This is a genomic window from Mycobacterium sp. UM_WGJ (assembly GCF_000455125.1).
Taxonomy (GTDB): Bacteria; Actinomycetota; Actinomycetes; order Mycobacteriales; family Mycobacteriaceae; genus Mycobacterium.
This window is the reverse complement of the sequence record NZ_AUWR01000070.1, coordinates 1-21,399: the sequence shown is the minus strand read 5'-3', so window position 1 is coordinate 21,399 and position 21,399 is coordinate 1. Positions and strand designations below refer to the sequence as shown.

At 68.5% G+C, this 21,399-nt stretch carries 12 protein-coding genes; 7 read left to right on the top strand and 5 right to left on the bottom strand.

Annotated features, from left to right (window positions below):
* From N416_RS23620 to N416_RS24315, 3 genes are all read left to right on the top strand, one after another.
* Window positions 1-1,132 (top strand): hypothetical protein (locus N416_RS23620; protein ID WP_036458578.1); only part of this gene is annotated, 1,132 nt, incomplete at its 5' end.
* 213 nt (window positions 1,133-1,345) lie between these two features.
* A complete protein-coding gene (locus tag N416_RS0118610) occupies window positions 1,346-2,008 on the top strand; it encodes a hypothetical protein (protein WP_024443608.1) in 663 nt (220 codons plus the stop codon).
* Between the two features lie 648 nt (window positions 2,009-2,656).
* Complete coding sequence (locus N416_RS24315) at window positions 2,657-7,201, top strand: PE family protein (protein WP_155943405.1); 4,545 nt, start codon at window positions 2,657-2,659, stop codon at window positions 7,199-7,201.
* Between the two features lie 63 nt (window positions 7,202-7,264).
* Here N416_RS24315 and N416_RS0118600 read toward each other — a convergent pair whose 3' ends face one another.
* The 5 genes from N416_RS0118600 to N416_RS0118580 are packed head-to-tail and all read right to left on the bottom strand — an operon-like array spanning window position 7,265 to window position 12,311.
* On the bottom strand, window positions 7,265-8,095 hold the full coding sequence (locus tag N416_RS0118600; RefSeq protein ID WP_024443606.1) for an ABC transporter permease: 831 nt from the start codon (window positions 8,093-8,095) through the stop codon (window positions 7,265-7,267).
* On the bottom strand, window positions 8,092-9,003 hold the full coding sequence (locus N416_RS0118595) for a glycosyltransferase (RefSeq protein WP_024443605.1): 912 nt from the start codon (window positions 9,001-9,003) through the stop codon (window positions 8,092-8,094). The genes N416_RS0118600 and N416_RS0118595 overlap by 4 nt, the downstream gene beginning before the upstream one ends.
* The gene (locus N416_RS0118590; RefSeq protein ID WP_024443604.1) at window positions 9,000-9,809 is read right to left on the bottom strand and encodes an ABC transporter ATP-binding protein; all 810 of its coding nucleotides are present in this window, start codon (window positions 9,807-9,809) and stop codon (window positions 9,000-9,002) included. Before N416_RS0118590 ends, N416_RS0118595 begins: the two co-directional genes overlap by 4 nt.
* A gap of 19 nt (window positions 9,810-9,828) precedes the next feature.
* Window positions 9,829-10,401, bottom strand: coding sequence for a bacterial proteasome activator family protein (locus tag N416_RS0118585; protein ID WP_051190316.1), 573 nt, complete (start codon window positions 10,399-10,401; stop codon window positions 9,829-9,831).
* A complete protein-coding gene (locus N416_RS0118580; protein ID WP_369797618.1) occupies window positions 10,377-12,311 on the bottom strand; it encodes a DUF6541 family protein in 1,935 nt (644 codons plus the stop codon). Before N416_RS0118580 ends, N416_RS0118585 begins: the two co-directional genes overlap by 25 nt.
* Window positions 12,312-12,435: 124 nt before the next feature.
* On the opposite strand from N416_RS0118580, the gene N416_RS0118575 reads away from it, so the two are divergent.
* From N416_RS0118575 to N416_RS0118560, 4 genes are all read left to right on the top strand, one after another.
* A complete protein-coding gene (locus tag N416_RS0118575; protein WP_024443601.1) occupies window positions 12,436-13,632 on the top strand; it encodes a cysteine desulfurase-like protein in 1,197 nt (398 codons plus the stop codon).
* A 499-nt stretch (window positions 13,633-14,131) separates the two neighbouring features.
* A complete protein-coding gene (locus tag N416_RS0118570; protein WP_036458580.1) occupies window positions 14,132-16,018 on the top strand; it encodes a fatty acyl-AMP ligase in 1,887 nt (628 codons plus the stop codon).
* Between the two features lie 382 nt (window positions 16,019-16,400).
* Window positions 16,401-18,704 carry a hypothetical protein gene (locus N416_RS0118565; RefSeq protein WP_036458579.1) on the top strand — a complete coding sequence of 768 codons (2,304 nt, stop codon included), beginning with the start codon at window positions 16,401-16,403 and terminating at the stop codon, window positions 18,702-18,704.
* A gap of 49 nt (window positions 18,705-18,753) precedes the next feature.
* Complete coding sequence (locus N416_RS0118560) at window positions 18,754-21,159, top strand: hypothetical protein (RefSeq protein ID WP_024443598.1); 2,406 nt, start codon at window positions 18,754-18,756, stop codon at window positions 21,157-21,159.
* Window positions 21,160-21,399: the final 240 nt, after the last annotated feature.

Here is a 21,399-nt window from a genome sequence, read left to right as displayed (position 1 = left end):
TAACGGCGGTAACGGCGCTATCGGCGGCGCGGGCGGTGTCGGTGGCGCGGCCGGTGTCGGATCCGTGGACGGTGTGGCCGGTGTCGACGGCAACGGCGGCGCCGGTGGTGCCGGCGGCAACGGTGGAGTTGGCGGCGTCGGTGCTGTCGGCCTGGCCAACGCGGCCGGCGGTAACGGCGGCCTCGGCGGCAACGGTGGCGCTGGTGCGGCCGGTGGTGCGGCTGGTGGTGCAACCGGTAGCGCGGGTGCCGCGGGCGTTGACGGCAATGGTGGCGACGGCGGCGCCGGTGGAAACGGCTTTGCCGGCACGGCCGGCGAAGACGGCGACGGACCTGGCGCTGACGGCACCGACGGCGTTGCCGGTGGCAACGCGGGCAACGGTGGCGGCGGCGGCCAGGGCGGCGGCGAGACCGGCAACGGTGGCAACGGCGGCGCCGGTGGCGTCGGCGGTGCCGGTGGCGCCGGCGGTGCCGGCGCGATCGGGACCGAGGGCGCCAGTGGCAATGGTGGCAACGGTGCGGCCGGTGGCCAGGGCGGTGTCGGCGGTGCGGCCGGTGCCGGCGCCGCCAACGGCAACAACGGCAACGACGGTGCTGACGGCAACGGCGGCGTTGGCGGTGCTGGTGGGAACGGCGGTGCCGGCGCGAACGGCGACGACGGTGAGGAAGACGGTGCCGCAGGCGGAGCTGGCGTTGCCGGTGGCAACGGCGGCACCGGTGGCGCCGGAGGTGCGAGCGGCGGTGCGACCGGTCTCGGCGGCGACGGTGGTGCCGGTGGTCTCGGCGGCAACGGCGGCAACGGCGGCAACGGCGCGGATGGAGCGACTGCGGACGAAGGTGAGCCCGGTGGCGACGGCGGCAACGGTGGCAACGGTGCCGGAGGTGGTATCGGTGGTGCCGGCGGCACTGCCGGGACCGGCGGGACCGACGGTGTCGACGGCAACGGTGGCAGCGGCGGCAACGGCGGCGATGGCGGCAACGGAGCTGACGGCGTTGGAGCGCCGGGTGGTGTCGGCGGTACTGGCGGCACCGGTGCCGGCGGCGGCGCTGCCGGTGGCGGTACTGGCACGCCGGGTGCCAACGGTGTCAACGGCCAGAACGGCGCCAACGGCCAGGAGATCGGTCTGCCGTAGTAGTTCGGATATTGCGCAAGAAACGCCCCGCACACCGTGCGGGGCGTTTCTTGTTGCCAGAGGCATTCCCGCACAACGTCTTTCGCGCGTCGCCCCACCGGTGAAATCGGCGGAGGCTGAAGGGCGAAGCACTCCGCGGGTGCCCAGAAGAACTCGCGCCAGAACAGCGTTCCGTGTTCGAAAAATGCCTGCCCTGCAATACAATCAGTGGCTATGTGGACGACGTCGAACGGATACACCCGGGCCCTCGCCAGCGTTGCGACCGCGGGTGCGGTCGCGTTTGCGGCCAGCGGCGTGACAGCGATGCCGGCCGCGGCACTGCCCGGCCCGCTGCCGTCCGCGACGGTCGTCGCCCCGGTCGAATTGACTGCGCTGAGCGGCGATTCCAGCCTGATGGACATCATCGGCACCTTGACCGGACTGAACTGGATCATCCCGCTTCTGGACAACCCGGACTATCCCTGGTTCCCCTTCGTCATCTCTCTTGAGGCGCTCGGCGAGCTGTTCGTGATCATCCCGGTGACCCTGGTGATCGGTACGCCGCTGCTCCTGCTGACCGAGGGCTGGCAAGGCATTCAGGACACCTTCACACTGCTGGGAACCGCCGTCGACGCGGTGCAGACCCTGTTCGACGAACTGGTGGACTGGTACCAGACCCGCAACTGGTTCACCGGGCAACTGCTCGACACCGGGTCCAGTGAAGCGGTCGCCGTGGCCGGTTGGGCCGACCTGTTCCACACGGGCGGCGTCGAAGACGTCGTTGTCCCGGTGAGTCTCGACGACGCGTTCACCGTGGGCGCTGTCGATGCCGGGCTGCCGGTGGACGGCTTCGACGCCGTGCTCACCGACTTCGGACTGGGCGACCTGGTCGCCTGATCCGTGCGGCCGCTGGCCCCGCTGGCTACTTGCGCTCAGTCGGGGTGAAGACAAGCACATCCCCTAAAGGCATGACAGTGCTGTCCAGCTGAGGCAACGGCGGCCCGGTCGAAAGGCCGGGCCGCCGTGGCGTTTTCGGCGCCCACGCCGTCACTGATTCGCACGCCGGCGCCGTCACGCGGCCGGCGTCCGTAGTCGTGGATCGTGCCCCACGGCCGGTCGAGCCGCCGATGACCGACGCAGTACCGCACTGGACGCCGTGGATCACGGGGCCGTGCCGGTCCAGCTACTCTCCCGCCTCTCGCGTGCGGTCAGGAAAACGCGCATTATCCACTGGTAGGAAGGCGGCCGCACGCAAACAAGGAGCCTTATCCCAGAGTCGTTAGCAACCTGGGTAAAACCGCACATGTCCACCTGTTCCCGACCCCCGCGTCTCTGCATAACCCTCCTTTTACCTGCACAATAGTCCTCACAATAAGACTTCTTGCTACGAATACATGCAGGTCAAAGGCGTGGCGCCCGAAGAGCGGCCGCAAGTTGATTCGCCAAAATTGGTTCCTAAATTCCAATATCTCTGTTAACTTAACGCGAGCTAAGTAACTAGCGTTAGTGTCAACCGTCAAGGGCTAATCTGCCTGAGGAGATCTCATGTCACACCGCTCTACTGCCAAGACAACAAAAGGCCGACTCAGCGCCGCAGTGGGCGCCACCAGCGCAGTGGGTGCGTTCCTGGCGTTCGGCATGACGCCGCTCACGGCGGCACCCGCCAGTGCGGATGGGTTCGACATGCTGTTCGACGACCTGTTCAGCTGGATCGAGACCCCCGCGGCGGACACATCGGGGCTTGGCTGGCTTGGTTTCGACGCGTTCGGCGGCGACCTGGCCGGCTCGGCGGCGTCCGCCGATCCGCTCCAAGCCCTCAATGAGCTGGTGGCCAACTCGATCAACATGATCATCTACCAGCCGCTGTATGACGTCGGTCAGCTCTTGATCGGCGTTGGCCTGCGCCTGGACGGCATCTTCGACAATGGCGCCGACGCCTACGTCAGCTTCGGCGCCGACGGCGACCTGGTCTACCACGCGGCGAGCGCCGGTGGATTCCTCTTCGGTGATGGCGGCGCCGGCGGATTCGTCGACGCCGACGGCGACGTGCTCGGCGCGAACGGCGCGGTCCTGCTCGACGCTGACGGCAACGACGTCACCCTGGCCGACATCGAGAACGGTACCTATAGCTTCGCTGCCGGTTCGACGTTCACCCTCGACGGCGGCAATGCCGGCATGCTCGGCAACGGCGGCGACGGCGGCAGCGGCATCGGTCTGGGACTGGTCGGCGGCAACGGCGGTGACGGCGGCTCTCTCCTCGGCAACGGTGGTGACGGCGGCGCCGGCGCCTTCGGTGTCAACGGAATCGGGGCGGCCGGCACCGACGGTTTGGTGGGCGGCTTCGGCGGCGCCGGTGGTTTCTTCTTCGGTAACGGCGGCAATGGTGGTACCGGCGGCAACGGCGGCAACGGTGCCGCCGGCACCAACGGCAACGTGGGCGCGGCCGGGCTGAGCCCGGCCGGCGGGACCGGAGCCGATGGCGCCGACGGCGGCAACGGCACCGACGGCACGGATGGCTTCGCCGGCGGTAACGGCGCCGTCGGCGGCAACGGTGGGGCCGCGGGCCTGTTCGGTAACTCCGGTGCCGGTGGTAACGGCGGCGTCGGTGGCAACGGTGGTGTCGGCGGTAATGGCGGGAACGGCGGCGCCGGCGGCAACGGCGATGTCAACAACGGGCCGGAGATCGTGCCCACCGCACTCATTCCCGCGAGCGATCCGGGCGGCAACGGGGGCGCCGGCGGTAGCGGCGGTAACGCCGGCTCGGGCGGCGCCGCGGGTGCCGGTGGCGCCGGCGGCAACGGTGGTGCTGGTGGGTTCTTCGGCGTGCACCCCTCGGGTGCCGCGGGCAGCGGCGGCGCCGGTGGCGTCGGTGGTGGTTCCGGTCTGGCCGGCAACGGTGGCGCGGGCGGTAACGGCGGCGCTGGCGGTGGCACCGCTTCGGAATTCACCACCGAAGCGGTCGGTGACGAGATTGTCGGCGGCGGGGCCGGCGGCGCAGGTGGGGCCGGCGGCGATCTCGGTGCGGTCGGCGCCGGCGGCGCGGGCGGCGCGGCCGGTACCAGCGCCGGTCTGTTCGCCGGTGCCCCCGGTACCGCGGGTGCGGATGGCGCCGCCGGCGCGCTGCCGGACACGGTGTCGGGCAACGGTGGTGACGGTGGCGCCGGGGGTGCCGGTATCGGTGGCACGGGCGTGTCCGGCGGTAACGGCGGCGCCGGCGGCAACGCCGGCAGCCATGGCAACGGCGGCAACGGCGGCGTTGGCGGCAACGGCGACCAGGGCGCGTCCGGTTTTGACAGTCAGGAGCCGGGCACGGCCGGCGGCGACGGCGCCGTCGGCGGCAACGGCGGAGCCGGTGGTGTCGGCGGTAACGGCGGTTCGGTCTCGGGCAATGGCGGTAACGGTGGCGCCGGCGGGGTCGGCGGCACCGGCGGCGACGGCGGACGCGGCGCGGATTCGGATGACTCGAGCGTGGCGGGTGGCGCCGGCGGCAACGCCGGCGACGGTGGTCAGGGCGGTATCGGCGGCAACGGCGGTTCGGCGACCAACGGCAACGGCGGCAACGGTGGCAATAGCGGCAACGGTGGCGACGGCGGCGTCGGCGGCGTAGGTGGTTCCGGTGCCAATGACATCGACTCCGAGCTTCTGAACGGCGGCGCAGCGGGTGCCGGTGGCAACGGCGGCAACGGTGGAGCGCCCGGCGCCACGGCCGGAACCGGCGGCACCGGTGGCGGCGACGGCCACACCGACGGCACCGACGGCAGCCTCGGCCAGATCGGCAACGGTGGTGACGGCGGTGCCGGCGGGCTCGGCGGCAACGCGGCGACCGGCGAGGCCGGTGCCTTCCTCGGCAACGGTCTGAGCCCGGCCAACCCCGATGCGACGGGTGTGGGCGGTTCCGGTGGCCGGGGCGGCAACGGCGGTACCGGCTTCCAGGCCGGCAACGGCGGGTCCGGCGGTGGCGGCGGCCAGGGTGTCTACGGCGGCACCGGTGGCGCCGGTGGCGCCGGCGGCGCGGTGACCAGTACCGCTGACGGCGGCAACAACACCGGCGGCAACGGTGGCACCGGTGGGGCCGGTGGCGACGGCTCCGGTCACGGCGGCTACGGCGGCCAGGGTGGCGCAGGCGCCAACGCGACCGGCGACCAGACCGCCGGCAACGGCGGCAGCGGCGGCAACGGCGGTAACACCACCGGCCAGGGCAACACCGGTGAGTTCGGGACACTGGCCGGCGGGCACGGCGGCAATGGCGGAGCCGGTGGCACCGCCGAGGACGGCCAGGCCGGCAACGGCGGTAGTGGCGGCAACGGCGGCACCGGCGCACCGGTGGCTGGCGAGCTACCCGGCGTGGGGTTGAGCACCGGCGGCTCCGGTGGCACCGGCGGTGACGGGGGTGCCGCCAGCGGTGCCGGCAACGGCGGAAACGGCGGCACCGGTGGCAACGGCAACACCGGGAGCTTCACCGGCGGCCACGGCGGCACCGGCGGTAACGGCGGCACCTCCGGCACCGGCACGGCCGGCAACGGCGGCGCCGGCGGCGCGGGCGCCAACGGGGCCGGGATCGGCGACGGCGCGACCGGCGGTAATGGCGGCAACGGCGGTGCCGGCGGGGTGGCCGACGGCCAGACCGCGGGTCAGGGCGGTGGCGGTGGTGGTGGCGGCGGCGGTGCCATCGTCGCCGGCACCAGCGGCGGCACGGTGACCGACAGCACCGCCACCGGCGGCAACGGCGGCGACGGTGGTGCGGGCAGCACGACCGGGGTCGGCGGCAATGGCGGCGCCGGTGGACTCGGCGCGGTCGTCGCGGACGGGGCGGGCAGCACCATCGACGGCGGCCACATCGCCGGGGGTGACGGCGGTGCCGGCGGTGCGAACGGGGTCAACGGCGAGGACGGTGCCGACAACGTGCTGGAGGCTACCGGCGGCGGCACCATCAGCAACGTCACCGTGACCAACGGCCAGAACAACGGTGACTTCGTCGGCGGTGGCGCTTCGGTGGTCGCCACCGGCGGCGGCAGCATCTCCGACAGCACCGTCACCGGCGGAAACGCGAGCGACACCGCCAACGGTGGGGACGCCGGCCTGAACGCCATCGGCAAGGGCAGCTCGATCACCGGCAGCCATGCCACCGGTGGCAACGGGGGTGCGAACGACGGCAGCACCGGCGCGACGGGTGGCGACGGAGGCAGCGGCGTCATCAACGCCACCGACGGCGCCATCGTCACGGACACCACCGTCGCCGGTGGGGCCGGTGGCGCCGGCAGCAACGGCGGCCAGGGCGGCCAGGGCGGCTTCGGTCTCGCTGACGCCACCGGCTCGGGCAGCACCATCACCGGCACGGCCACCGGCGGCACGGGCGGCGCCGGCGTCAACGGCATCGGCGGTGACGGCGGGAGCGGCCAACTGATGGTCGACGGCGCCGGGGGCAGCATCGGCGGTGGTGGCAATGACGCGATCGCTCAGGGCGGCAACGGCGGTATCGGCACCGACGGCGGCGTCGGCGGCAACGGCTCCTGGGGCGAGCTGGAGTCCGGCGAGATCGGCTACGGTGCCGTCGGCGGCAACTCCTACGGCACCTCCACCGGCGGTGACGGCGGCAACGCCACCGGTGAAGGGAGCCACGGCGGCAACGGCGGAAGCTCGGACATTCAGAGTTCCAAGACCACCGATGGTGGCACCTTGGGCGGCCCGGGCGGAACGGCCAGTGGCACCTCTACGGGCGGCAACGGTGGCGACGCCACCGGCGGGGGCCAGGGCGGTGACGGCGGAAAGGCCAGCATCGCCACCGGCGGCGACCCGGACAATATCGCCAATGGAACGGCGTCCGGCGGCAAGGGCGGCGACGGTCTCGACGGCGGCACCGGCGGCAAGGCCGGCTCGAGTCGGCTCGACGCCTTTGGCAACGACGGCGCGGGCACCCCGTCCACGGCCACCAACGGCACCGCGACCGGCGGCAACGGCGGGAGCGGTACCGGGGCCAACGCCACCGGCGGCAACGGCACCGACGGTAACATCGTCAACCAGGGCGGCGCCCAGTCCGACGGTCAGACCGCGACCGGCACCAACGGGGCGAACAACCCGGCCACTCCGTAGCCCAGAGGCGAAAAGCCCCGGCTCTGCCCGCCTTTGGCGGCGCAGGGTCGGGGCCTTTTCCCGCTATACCCAGTACGCCACCCGCGCCCGGTACTGGCGCAGCACCAATGCGGCCACCGACCAGCCGACCACGGTCAGCACCAGCACCACCGCCCAGTGCCGCAGCGGCTGATGCGCCCCCAGCAGCGGCAGCCGCACCAGGTCCAGGTAGTGCATCAGCGGGTTGAACTCCACCACCGCAGTCCAGCGCGACGCGCCCTGCGCACGCAGGGTGTCGTAGTTCCAGATGATCGGCGTCATCAAGAACAGCAGCTGCACCACCGAGAACAACAGCGGGGCGATATCGCGGTAGCGGGTGGCCAGAATCCCGAAGCACAGCGACACCCACACGCAGTTCAGCGCGATCAGGAGTAATGCCGGGATCACCGAAAGGTCGGCCCACGACCAGGGTTTCGGGAAGATCAGCGCGATCGGTATATAGATGACGATGTTGTGGGCGAACAGGATCATCTGGCGCCACACCAGCCGGTAGACGTGCACGCTCAACGGGGTCGGCAACTGCTTGATCAGCCCCTCGTTGGCGACGAACACGTCGGCGCCTTCCAGGATCGCGGCGTTGAGCAGGTTCCACACGATCAGCCCGAGCGTCACGTACGGCAGGTGCACCGACAGGTCAAGGTGGAACAGCTTGGAGTACAGCCCACCCATCGCCACCGCGGTGGTGGCGGTGCCGATGGTGATCCAGAACGGGCCCAGCACGCTGCGCCGGTAACGCTGCTTGATGTCCTGCCAGCCCAGGTGCAGCCACAGCTCGCGGCGGCCGAATCCGTCCACCAGATCGGCCCGCGCCCGTGCGAAGCTCTTGGACTCCGCGGCCACGTCGGTGAAACTCATTGCTGCCCCTCGGGTTTGGCGAACTGTTCCCGGCGTCCCAGCCGGCGCAACCGGACCCACTCCAGCAGCCCGGCCGGATCGCGGCGTGACACCAGGAAGAACCAGCCGAACCGCAACCACTCCTGGACCAGCAGTCGCCGCATCCCCGGCTGGGCCATCAGGTAGCCCCGGTTGCGGTAGGTGAAATACCGCTTGGTCGGGTTGTCGGGGTATTGGGTGTGCATCCGGCCGGCCAGGATCGGCTTGAACTCCTCGGACCCGCACGGGTGCAGGTAGGCCGCGGTCAGGCACGTCCCGAACGGCAGGCCGGAGCGCACCAACCGCCGGTGCACCTCCACCTCGTCGCCGCGGATGAACAGCCGCAGATCCGGCACCCCGACCGCCTCCAGGGCATCCGCGGTGAACAGCGCCCCGTTGAACAGCGACGCGATGCCCGGCAGCAGGTCCTCACCCGCTGCGCCACTGTGCAATTCGCTGACCTCGCGCCGCCACACCAGCCCGCGCCGCAGCGGGAAGGCCAGCCGGGACGGGTCGTCGATGTTGCACACCATCGGCGACACCTCGGCCAGCCGGTGCTTGGCGGCGCACGCCAGCAGCGCCGCCAGCACGCCGGAGTCGGCGGGGCGCCCGTCGTCATCGGCCAGCCATACCCAATCCGCGCCGGCGGCCAGGGCGTGCAGCATTCCTAATGCGAAACCGCCTGCACCACCCAGGTTTCTGCGCGACCCGAGGTAGGTCGACGGTACCGGCTGTCGGGCCACCAGGTCGCGCACCGCGGCGTCGTTATCGTTGTCGACGACGATCAGGTGTTCCGGCGCCCGGGTCTGGGTGGCCAGTGCCTTGAGTGACTCGGCCAGTTGCGCGACTCGGCGGTGGGTGACGACGACGGCGTAGACGGTTCCGGTCACGCCTTTTCCTCGGTTTGCGTCTCCGCCAGCACCTCGCGCACGTGCCGGGCGGCGTCCGGGCCCTCGTAGGCGCCGACCACTTCCTCGATCCCGCCGGTCATCCGGATGGTGCCGTGGTCGATCCACATCGCGGTCTTGCACAACCGCGCCAGGAATTCGTTGGAATGGCTGGCGAACACCAGGATTCCGGAGCGCTCCACCAGTTTCTGCAGCCTGGTCTGGGCCTTCTTCAAGAACTCGGCGTCCACTGCGCCGATACCTTCGTCGAGCAGCAGGATCTCCGGGTCGATGCTGGTGACCACACCCATCGCCAGGCGCACCCGCATGCCGGTGGAGTAGGTGCGCAGCGGCATCGCCAGATAGTCACCCAGCTCGGTGAATTCGGCGATCTCATCGACCTTGGCGGCCATCTGCTTGCGGGTCTGCCCGAGGAACAGCCCGCGGATGATGATGTTCTCGAAACCGGAGATCTCGGGGTCCATGCCCACCCCCAGGTCGAACACCGGCGCCACCCGGCCCACCACCGAGGCCGACCCGCGGGTCGGCTCGTAGATGCCCGAAAGCAGCCGCAACAGCGTGGATTTACCGGCGCCGTTGTGCCCGACCAGGCCCACGCGATCACCCAGCGACAGTGACATGGTGATGTCGCGCAGCGCTTCGACCACCACCACATTGGAGCTGTTGCGTCCGATCGCCCCGCCGGCTTTGCCGAGAAACGCCTTCTTCAGCGACCGTGACTTGGCGTCGAAGATGGGGAACTCGACCCAGGCGTCGCGGGTTTCGATACGAGGATCGTTGTCAGACACGGCAATTCCGCTTGCAGGCTTACAGATACTGGCCGGAGCCGGTGTGGCCCTGCGGGTGACCGCCGCCGGCGACCCCGGGGGGAAGGGCGCCGTGGCGCATCTGCTCCAGCTGCGCGCGGGCGGCCATCTGCTGGGCGAACAGCGCGGTCTGGATGCCGTGGAACAGACCCTCCAGCCAGCCCACCAGTTGGGCCTGGGCGATCCGCAGCTCGGCGTCCGACGGTGTGGCGTCCTCGCGCAGCGGCAGCGTTAGCCGCTCCAGCTCCTCGCGCAGCTCCGGGGCCAAGCCGTCCTCGAGCTCGCGAATGCTGGCGGAGTGGATCTCGCGCAGCCGGGCCCGGCTCGCGTCATCGAGCGGTGCGGCGCGCACCTCCTCGAGCAGCTGCTTGATCATGGTGCCGATCCGCATGACCTTGGCGGGCTGCTCGATCAGGTCGGTCAGCGACGCCTCCTCGTCATCGGCGGCGTCGGTGGTGCTGCTATTGAGTCCGGCCGCCAGCAGCCGCGGGTCGGCACCGCTGATGATCTCGACACCATCTGAGTCGTCTGCGCTGCTACTGCTGGTGGTCACCGCGCTTTGTCTCCTTGCCATTCGTAGATGCTGGCCCCGCCATTGTCGTAGATCCTGGCCCAGGACCGCGATTTCTCCAGTGACACTAGCCCGTCCGGCAGGGCGAACCCGCGCACCGTCGGACTGCTGATCAGCACGTACCGGATACCCAGAGATCGCACGGCCTCCGCGACCCGCGGATCGGTGTCTGCGTCATCGGCGTAGGCCCAGAAGATGAACCGATTCGGGCCGGGACCCTGCTGCTGCGGGTAGTCGTAGTGCGTCCACAGCGGGTGCAGGCCGGCGACGGCATACATCCAGGCACTGCCGTCCACGTTGGCGTTGCCGATCACGCTGTCGTGGGCCCCGGGCAGGCCGGCCAGATAGGCGTAGGCCTGCAGGTCGCGGGAGTCGACCATCACCGAGTCGTACTTGTCGCCGAACAAGAACGCGTGCCGCGGCAGGTAATGCCAGGCCAGCCCCACCGTCGCGGTCACCAACAGCAGCCCGCTCAACACCGGCCGCGCCCGCGCGCCCACCGGCTTGGACAGCAGCCCGGCCAGCGCCGCCAGGCCCACGCCGGCCATCGGGACCAGCAGCAGCGTCATCGCCGCCATGATTCGGCGCGGGTCGCTGTAGAACAGGTCGGTGAAGGTGCCCGCGACCGCGCCCACCGGCCCGCCGAGCGGAGCCGACGACTGCACCACGCCCACCACCAGCACGGCCCACAGCGCCAACGGCCACCACACCTTGCGGGCCACCAGCACGGCTGCTCCCGCTGCGGCCAGCGCCACCAGTGCGTATTGGATCGGAAAGTCGTTGAGGTGGCGGGTGTGCATCAGCAGCGCGTCCCGCAGGCCCGACTTGCGGCCCTCGTGGGTCAGGAACGCGTGCCCGGCGATGATCTCGGCCTGCTTGCGCACGCTGAGCAGTTGCGGCAACAGCAGTAACCCGGTCGGGATCAGGACCGCGGCCAGCGCCAGGGTGTCACGCCGCTTACCGCGCAGCGGATTCCACAGCGCTCCGTCTTTGGGGCACAGCCACCAGGCCGCGACCAGCAAGATCGTGACCATGCCTCCGGTCAGGTGTACCGAGAACACGCCCAGCAAGGCCAGCACCGCCACGCCGATTCGGTCGCGCAGGGTGCGGACCGCGGTGATCAGCACGAACGCCGGCGCCACCAGGCCGTAGGCCACCAGGTTGGGCATGGCGGCGGTGCCGAACTCGACGTAGGGCAGCGCGGTGAACGACGCCGAGAGTGCGGCGGCGGCGCCGGCGGACACCGCGGTCACGGGGGTGCTCGTGACTCGTTGCAGCAGATTCCAGGTGAGCAGTGCGGCGCCGACCGGGAACAGCCACACCGAGGCGGCCAGGCCGGCCAGGGTGTAGCCGGTGGTGGGTGCGGCGCCGGTCAGCTGGCACAGCACCGCGGTCAGCGCGTGAAATGCCGAGGGGTAGTACAGCGCGGCGTGGGTTTCGACGTTGCGCAGCTCGCCCATATGAGTCGGTGAGGCTTGGCCGGTGTCGAGGATGAAGCGGACGGTGTTGGCGTGCCACACCGCGTCCCAGGTGCTGGGAATGCTCTGCCAATCCGGGATGCCGCGTATCGCGGCCCAGCCGATCAGCAATACGCCCAGCAGCGTTCCGGCGGCCACCGTCAGGGTCGGCCAAAACGCCTGCGAGGCAGCCGCCACCTGGATGCTCCGACGGCGTTCCAGCAAAGATCGAGTTCGCTTCGCCAGAACCGCCGTCAAGGCTCCGGCCACTACCAGCGCGGCCGCTGCCGTGGTTGCGTTCCAAGGGATTCCGAGGGCGCCGAAAGGGACGATGGCCAGGCCTACGACTCCGTAGGTCAGCGCCGGGCCCACCGCTACGGCTAATGGCCGGTTCAGCCCCGCGCCGGCCCCGATCAGCGCGCCCGGAAGCACCAGCAGCAAAAGCGCCGTGACCATTCCGAAGCCCAGAAGCACTGCACTAGTATGTCTGCCAAGGTGACCCAGCTCCGTATTGCGGGGGAGCTATCTCGTTATGCGAGACGTTCACCGGTCGATCTTGAGAAGTTTTAAGGTGGCTGGCATGGCCTATGACGTCGCTCGCGTGCGCGGATTGCACCCGACGCTGGGTGACGGATGGGTGCACTTCGATTCGCCGTCGGGCATGTTGATTCCGGACTCGGTGGCCACCACCGTCTCGACTGCGTTCCGGGGATCACTGGCGAAAGCGGCCGGACCTCATCCGGCGGCCCGGCGCAGTGCCGCGGTGCTCGTCGCGGCCCGCCAGGCGGTGGCCGATCTGGTGGGCGCCGATCCCGCTGCGGTAGTGCTGGGACCGGACCGCGCCGTGTTGTTGAGCGCCTTGGCCGACGCCGCGTCGTCGCGGGTGAGCCTGGGTTACGAGACCGTGGTCACTCGCCTCGACGACGAGGCCAACATCGCCCCCTGGGTGCGGGCCGCCAACCGCTACGGCGCCAAGCTCAAGTGGGCCGAGGTCGACATCGAGACCGGGGAGCTGCCCAGCTGGCAGTGGGAGAACCTGATCACCCCGTCGACCCGGCTGGTGGCACTCACCGCGGGGTCGGGGGTGCTGGGCACCGTCACCGATGTTCGCCCGGTGACCAAGCTGGTCCACGATGTGGGCGGCGTGGCCGTCGTCGACCACTCGGCCACGGCGCCCTACCAGCTGCTCGACATCAACGAGGTCGAGGCGGACGTGGTGGCAGTCAACGCGGCCTCCTGGGGTGGTCCGCCGGTGGGCGCGCTGGCCTTTCGCGACCCGGCGCTGATCGAGACATTCGGGTCGGTGTCGCTGAACCCGCACGCCGTGGGCCCGGCCCGGTTGGAGGTCGGCCTGCACCAATTCGGTCTGCTGGCCGGGCTGGTAGCCAGTGTCGAGTACCTGGCATCGCTGGACGAGTCGGCTCGGGGAAGTCGGCGCGAGCGGCTGGCGGTGTCGATGCAGTCGTCGTCGGCGTATCTGAACCGGCTCTTCGAGTATCTGCTGAGTTCCCTGCGGTCGCTGCCGCTGGTGATGCTGATCGGCCAGCCTGAGGTGCGCATCCCGGTGGTCAGCTTCGCCGTGCAGAACGTGCCGGCCGAGCGGGTGGTGCAGCGGTTGGCCGACAACGGGGTGCTGGCGATCGCGGACGCCGGATCCCGGGTGCTGGAGACGATCGGGGTCAACGACATCGGGGGAGCGGTCACCATCGGGTTGGGCCACTACTCGACGATGGCCGAAGTGGACCAGTTGGTCCGGGCGTTGGCGTCGCTGGGCTGACGGCCGGCGATCTCCGACAGCTCATTTGCTGCACCGGTAATCAGTGCACCACCCGCAACCAGCGTCGCACCCGCAACCAGCGTCGCACCCGCAACCAACGTCGCACCCGCAACCAGCGCCTCACCCGCAACCAGCGCCTCACCCGCAACCAGCGCCTCACCCGTAACCGGGCGGCTGGGGCATGGTGTTCGCCCACCTTGGAGCGACAACCTACGTTATGTCAGGTATATCGGCTTCAGGGTCGCGGCCGCGTAGTCGCTTCGGGTCACCAATAGCCGCTCGGTGTAATGGCAGTCGCTCATAGGTGGGCAATTCGCCATATGGTCCTGGCCCGTTACCGGATGGACAGGTGGTGCCAGATGGGCTAAATAAGGCCAGGTGGGCAGATGGTGCACAGACGGACGGTGGGGAGGATCCGCTTCACCCGGCTCCGCCGCGCTCGCGACCCCGCTACGCTGTGGGCCGTTACCGCGAAGCACCCTTGAAGGTTGATCAGAAGATGGCAGAACCGACGACGTCCTTGGCCCCTCTGGAGCTGGACACCCTCATTGACCTGATGCAGCAGCAGGCTGCGCGTCGTGGGGATACGCCCGCGTTCATCTTCTGCCCGGAAGGCGATATAGAGGAGGACCGGGTCACCTATCGCGACCTGGACCGGCGGGCACGCTCGATCGCGGCGAACTTGCAGCGTCACGGCGCGGCCGGCAAGCGCGTGCTGGTGCTCTGCCGCCCCGGTGTGGACAGCATCGCCGGGCTGTTCGGCTGTTTCTACGCCGGCGCTGTTGCGATACCGGTCGACGAGCACTGGCCTATCCGGCGGATCGAGACCGTCGTGCCCGAAGCGGATGCGGGCTTCGCGCTGGCGACGGCCAAAACCCAGGCCAAGATGAAGGCTGCGGTGGACGGCCTCAGTTCGGGGCCGAAGCTGACGTGGCTGGCCATGGATGAGGCCTCCGGCGACGGGGCGGACTGGGAGCCGCAGAGCGTCGGTGCGGACACCCTCGCCATGATCCAGTACACCTCGGGCTCCACCGGGGTGCCGAAGGGTTGCGTGCTGACCCACCGCAACTACCTCAGCAACCTGGAGATCATGCGGTGGGCGCTGAACCCGCCGGCTGACGCACCAGTGATGAACAGCCCGATCAGCGGGGTGTCCTGGCTGCCGCAGTACCACGACATGGGTTTCGTCGGGGGCATCCTCGGCACCATCTACGGCGGCCGGACCACCGTGTTGATGTCGCCGAGCGCCTTCCTGATGCGCCCGCTCCGATGGATGCAGGCGATCTCGCGCTACCGGGCGACCATCACCGCCGCCCCCAACTTCGCCTACGAGGCCTGCGTCAAACGCAGCAACGCCGAGCAGCGCGCCGCCCTGGATCTGTCGAGCCTGTCGATCGCCGTCGTCGGCGCCGGGCCGATCAGTTCGGAGACTCTGCAGTCCTTTACCGACGCATTCGCTCCCGCCGGTTTCCGGCCGGAGGCCTTCATCCCGGCCTATGGGCTGGCCGAGGCGACGTTGGGCGTGACGGGCATGTCCGAGTCGGCGTTGCCGGTGGTGCGGCATTTCGACCGGGCCGCGCTCACCGAAGACCGAGTCGTCGAGGTGGCAGCCGACGTCGCCAAGCCGGAGACCGCGTTGCCGCTGGTGGGCTGTGGCAGGAAGTCGGAGCTTTTGGATGTCCGGATTGTCGATGCCGAGACGCGGGTGCTTCGCGCCCCTGAGGAAGTGGGCGAGATCTGGGTGTCCGGGCCGAGCGTGGGCGTGGGCTACTGGGGACGTCCCGAAGAGACCGAACACGCCTTTTCGGCGCATCTGGCCGACACCGGCGAGGGCCCTTACCTGCGCAGTGGCGACCTGGGGTTCTTCCGCGACGGCGAACTGTACGTCACGGGTCGGTGTAAGGACCTGATGACGATCGATGGCTATAGCCACTACCCCAATGACATCGAGCTGACCGTGCAGGCATGCCACCCGGCACTGATGCCCAGCCGTGGCGCGGTGTTCCAGTTGCCGACCGAGCGCTACGCCCCCGAATACCTGGTGGTGGTGCAGGAGGTGCACCACCACGAGGCAGCCGGGGTCGATCCGAGCGACCTGATCGCTTCCATTCGGGCGGCTATCCGTACTCACCACGGAATCGACGCCCAGGCGGTCGTACTGCTCAAACCGATGCGGATACCGACCACCACCAGCGGCAAGATTCAGCGCGGCGCGTGCCGCGACCAGTACCTGGCCGGTGAGCTGACCGTGTTGGCCGAATGGGCGGAGCCGCGGCCGGCAAAAGAGGCGGCGGGACTCAAGAATGCGCTGTTGGCCGGACTGGGGCGGGCCGTCGCGGCCCGGTTGGGGCAGCCTCGGGCGGAAGGGCCGCCGGGCCAGGGCTGAAGTCCGCCCCACTGAAGTCGCCCGCTGAGGCGTCGCCGGAGCGCGTTGCCGGCTATGCCCGGGTTCAGCTGCGGCGGAGTACCGGAGCACCCTTCTCGGCAAACCGAGTCATCAGGTTCGGTGTGGTCCTGGCGCTTGGCACCTAAGCAATCAGCGGGCCGCGGAATACTCGTTAACAACGCCTGAGAAGCCCCCTCGGCCAGTGGCCGGAACTGCTGCGACCTGGGTCTACAGTCGTCCGGTGTCGCGGAAATATATCGCGATGCGTGGTATATATCGGGGTTTTTACGAAGTTTTTCCTTATAAAAATTCCCGTTCGACAAACCGGAAAACTCATGTAAGTTTAAGCAACGTCCGTAGTCAGTGTCCGTAGGAGAACATGATGAAGCTGGCGCTTCGCCCGTACGTCACCCCCGGTGTCGCCATCGCGGGTGCCGCGTTGATCGCGGTAAACGGGGCCGTTCCCGCGGCAGTGCTGCGGCCCCAGGTCGAGCCTCACCAGGCTCTTCAGCAGGTGCAACACCTGCCCGTGAAGCTCACGGCCGATTTCTTCGGACCGTGGCAGGACCTGTTCAGCAACACCGCCACCAACCTGGTGGCGATGGGGACGGACAACGGGTGGGCCAATCTGCTCCAGCAGATCTTCAGTGACCCGAGCTCGCTGTCGCGGCTCCCGGAGGTCTTCGAGTTCCTGACGTCGATCATGCCGTCGATCAGCGGTTCCGACCCGCTGATGGTCCTGCTCTCGCCGATCCTGACCATCGGCATGGGGATCATCGGCCCACTGGTCACGGTCAATGACGCAATGCAGGACATCCTCAACCAGATCTTCAACCCCAATGATCCGCTGGACCCCTTCGCGGCGATCTTCACCGCGTTCCCGCGCCTGCTCGACGCCTGGCTGAACGGCACCAGCACCATCGATGTGGTCGGCGTCAGCATCCCGGCCTTCAACGGCATCCTCGTCCCCGGTCAGAACCTGATCATCGACCAGACCGCCGAAGAGCTGGCCAACAACCTCAACATCGGCGACCAGACCATCGCCAGCCTGCTCGACCAGACCGGCATCGGCACGCTGCAGGTGGCGGGCATGTTGACCGGCCTGCTGGACAGCGTCGGCCTGGGTGACGACACCCCCGTCGACGTCATCAACGCCCTCGGCTTGGGCAGCCTTGAGGTCGCCAACGTGCTGACCACCGTCTTCGACGCGGTGGGCATCGGCAATCCCACCATCGCCGAACTCATGGACATGCTGGGCATCGGCAACGTCCAGGTCGCTGACATCGCCATCGACTTCACTCAGGCTCTGGGCTTCGACAACCCGACGGTCGTCGACCTCGCCGGCGACATCGGTCTGGCCGACCTCAAGCTGGCCGACCTGGGTATGGACGTGCTCGAAGCGCTGGGCATCGGCGACCCGACGGTCAACGAGCTCCTGGTTGATGTCGGCGCCGGCGACCTGACGCTCAACGGCCTGCTGCAGACCGCGGTGGACGCGCTGGGTCTGGGCGGTCAGACCGCGGCGGACATGCTCGACGCCACGGGCCTCGGCACCCAGACCACCCACGAGTTCATCACCGCGCTGCTCGGCGGCCTGGGCCTGGGCAACCAGACGATCATGGACCTGCTCAGTTCGGCTGGTCTGGCCGACGCTGACATCGGCCAGTTGGCCTCGGTGGTACTCGGCTCCTACGGCGACACCACGGTGGCCGAGGTCATGGGTTTCGCGGGCTTCGGCACGGTGACCGTCGGCGACATCACCGACCTGTTGGGTATCACCAACCTGTCGGTGGGCACCATCCTCGGCAACCTGTCCTACATCACCGGCAACCTCACGGTCAACGACATGCTCGCCGCTACGGGCATGACCCCGCTGGACAAGGGCGGTGACGCCCTGCTGTCGGATTCCCTGGCGGGTACGACCATCGCCAGCTTCATGGGCGACCAGTTGAACGCGCCACTCGTTTCGATGCTCGGCCCGATGGGCGAGATGACCCTCAACGAGATGATCTCGACGAACTTCTCGATGACCCTGGGTCAGATGCTCACCGACTCGGGCATGGCCGATCAGACCCTGACCGACCTGGTGCTGGCCGGCATGCCCGACGCGCCGCTCTCGTCGCTGCTCGGCGTCATGGGCAACACCACCCTGGCCGACCTGATCGACCAACTGGTGCCCGCTGACCAGACCATCATCGACATGCTCACCGCGTCGGGCCTGGGCGACCAGACCATGAGTGAGCTGCTCAACCAGTTCTTCGGTGACCAAACCGTCGCCAACGCGCTGGACGACGGTGGGGTGGGCAGCATGCACCTCGACGACATCATCCGTCAGGCGCTCGGCCCGCAGACCGTCAACGAGATGCTCAACGACTTCGGCCTCGGCGGCCAGTCGCTCAGCGACCTGTTCGACCAGTTCTTCGGCGTCAGCACCATCGCCGACCAGATGATGGCCCTGGGCCTGGGCGACCAGACCCTCAACGAGTTGATCGACTCGCTGTTCGGGACCTCGACGGTCAGTGCGCTGCTCGGCGACTTCGGCCTCCAGACCGTCGACGAGCTCCTGGCCTCCCTGGGGCTCGGGGATATGACCGTGATCAACGCGCAGATCAGTGAGTTCTGGGGCTCCATGTCCTACTGGCTTGACGGCCTAGGGGACCAGATCACGGCGGTGCTCAGTGGCTAAGCGACCTGAACGGCAAAGCAACTTCGGAACTTTCGTCCGGGAGGGCGTCATGCAGCAAACACTTCGTCCATACGTCACCACTGGCCTGGCTGTCGCGGGGGTGGGCCTGGTCGCGGTTCCCCCCGTGGCCTCGAATCTGCCGCAGCTTCAGCACCAGCTCGCCACGGTCGAGCAGCGCGGTGTTGCGCTCACGTCGGGCTTCTTCTCGCCCTACACCGACCTGTTCGAGAACACCATCGCGAACCTGCAGGCGCTGAACCAGAACTCAGTGGACATGTGGGGTCTGCTGCAGCACATCTTCATGAACCCGCAGCAGGCGATCTCCGGCATCCCGGATGTCATCAACATCTTCACCAACTCGATGCCCACCATCGGGTTCCAGGCGTTCCCGTTCCCCGCGGAACTCGACGTGCAGCTGCCGACGTGGGCGGCCGGCCTGCTCGCCGCCATTGGCCCATGGGTGACCATGGGCAACGCGTTCCAGCAGATCATGGACGAGATCGTCAGCAACATCTTCACCGACCCGATGAAGTCGTTCTCGGCTCTGATCGGCGCGCCGGCGACGCTGTTGGACGCCTTCCTCAACGGCAGTAGCGGTGTCGACTTCGGGGGCGCCTACTTCCCGTTGTTCAACGGTGTCTTGACCCCCGGGCAGCCGATCGACGCCAACTTCAACATCGGTGACGTGGTGGAGCTGTCCGGCATGGGCGACACCACCATCACCGAGCTGCTGTCGCAGGCCGGTATCGGCGATGTTCCGCTGGAAACGCTGATCATCGACCTGCTCGACGGGCTCGGCCTCGGACACATGACGCCGGTGGACCTGCTCAACGACATGGGTATCGGCACCCAATCGCTCTCCGAGCTGCTGATCGGCCTCTTCAACGAGGCCGGCATCGGCAACCCCACCATCGCTGAGCTGTTGGAGAGCCTTGGCGGAATCGAGCCCGGCGACTCGGTCGCCAGCCTGCTGATCGCACTGCTCAACCAGACCGACATCGGCAACCCCAGCCTGTCCGAGCTCATCCTGAGCTTCGTTGGCGGCGACGACGCCACCGTCGGTGGCCTGATCAAGGACCTGCTCGGCGCTCAGGGCAACGAGTCCCTGGCCAGCTTGATCGACCCGACCTGGACTATCGGCGGATTGCTGACCGATTCGTTCGGCGACCCGTCGCTGACCGACTTCTTCGAGCAGATGGGCCTCGGCACCATCACCATCGGCGCGCTCGCGGGAATGTTGGGCGAGTACGGCGACCAGACGCTGATTGACCTGCTCAACGAGGGTTTCCTCGGACCGGACATCAGCGCTAACACCCCGTTGACGGACATGCTGCTCTCCATGTTCCCGCCCGGCGCCACCCTGTCCGACTTCATCGGCGATTACGGCAACACGACGCTCGGGGACATCTTCCAGGAGATGCCGATCGGCGAGAACACCATGGGCTACCCTCCCGACACTCCGGTGAACGACATCCCGGTTCAGGCCTTGCTGTACACGCTTCCCAGCCCGGACCCGGCTTACGACAACCTGGGTGACACCCCGTTGGGCATTCTCGCCCCCGACCAGGCCAGCCTCCTCGAGAAGGCCGGCAACCCCACTCTCGGCGCGGTGATGGGCACCAACACCGTTGGCGTGACTCTGCAGAACCTGAACCTCTACAACGTCACCGTGATCCAAGGGGTCGATGCCATGGGCATCGGCGACTACACGCTGGAGGACCTGTTCAACGGTCTGGGCGACCTGACCGGCAATGTCACTCTGGGGCAGTTCCTCACCGCCTGGGGCTTCGACCCGACGTTGACCGAACTCTTCACGAGTGTCGTTGAGGGGCTGGGGCTGACCGACACCACGTTGCTCTCCCTGTTCGAGGACTGGGGCATGGGCAGCCTCAGCCTGTCCGGCCTGATCGACAGTCTCGGCTTGAACGACATCTACATCCAGTCGATCTTCAACAACCTCGGCCTGAACAACATCGACATCGACATGTTCATCGACCGCCTGGGGCTGAGCAGCATCTCGATCGCCGGCATCCTCAACGGCTTGGGCCTCAACGACCAGTCTCTCGAGGACTTCATCAACAGCCTGCTGGGCGGGGTCTCGATCGACAGTATTCTCAACGGACTGGGACTGGACGAGGTGCACCTGGACCAGTTCATCACCGACCTGATGACGAGCGTGCTGGGCGACCCCACGCTGGGCACCCTCCTCGGCTGGATCGGCCTGGACAACTACGACCTGGACACCATCGTCGCCAACCTCGGCCTCGACGGGACGATCAACTCGCTGCTCACCGACCTCGGCCTGGGCAGCCTCGACATCAACGGCCTGATCGACGGGCTGGGGCTGTCCGACCTGGGCTTGTTCGGCATCAACGGGGACTTCTTCGGCGTGGCGTCGGAGTGGCTCAACGACATTCCGAACCAGATCGCCGCGGCACTGGGCTACTACGGCTGAACCGGCTGAGCGGTCATGCCGCCAAATCCAAACTTCATCACAGACAGAGCTAGCACAACTGTGGGCCACACAGATAGGAAATCCCAAATGGCAGTAGGGCGTAACACTTCGGGCAACGGTCAGCAGGGTCGGCGCAGCCGGCGGCTGTTGGGGGCCAGCAGTGCCGTTGGCGCGTTTTTGACGTTTGGGATGGCGCCGTTGTCTGCGGCGCCGGTGGCGCAGGCCGATGAGTTGGACTGG

Excerpts from the sequence above, each read along its gene's own strand:
- N416_RS0118610 (WP_024443608.1), top strand. The coding sequence starts at position 1,346 with ATGTGGACGACGTCGAACGGATACACCCGGGCCCTCGCCAGCGTTGCG.
- N416_RS24315 (WP_155943405.1), top strand. The coding sequence starts at position 2,657 with ATGTCACACCGCTCTACTGCCAAGACAACAAAAGGCCGACTCAGCGCC.
- N416_RS0118600 (WP_024443606.1), bottom strand. The coding sequence starts at position 8,095 with ATGAGTTTCACCGACGTGGCCGCGGAGTCCAAGAGCTTCGCACGGGCG.
- N416_RS0118585 (WP_051190316.1), bottom strand. The coding sequence starts at position 10,401 with ATGGCAAGGAGACAAAGCGCGGTGACCACCAGCAGTAGCAGCGCAGAC.
- N416_RS0118580 (WP_369797618.1), bottom strand. The coding sequence starts at position 12,311 with ATGGTCACGGCGCTTTTGCTGCTGGTGCTTCCGGGCGCGCTGATCGGG.
- N416_RS0118575 (WP_024443601.1), top strand. The coding sequence starts at position 12,436 with ATGGCCTATGACGTCGCTCGCGTGCGCGGATTGCACCCGACGCTGGGT.
- N416_RS0118570 (WP_036458580.1), top strand. The coding sequence starts at position 14,132 with ATGGCAGAACCGACGACGTCCTTGGCCCCTCTGGAGCTGGACACCCTC.
- N416_RS0118565 (WP_036458579.1), top strand. The coding sequence starts at position 16,401 with ATGAAGCTGGCGCTTCGCCCGTACGTCACCCCCGGTGTCGCCATCGCG.
- N416_RS0118560 (WP_024443598.1), top strand. The coding sequence starts at position 18,754 with ATGCAGCAAACACTTCGTCCATACGTCACCACTGGCCTGGCTGTCGCG.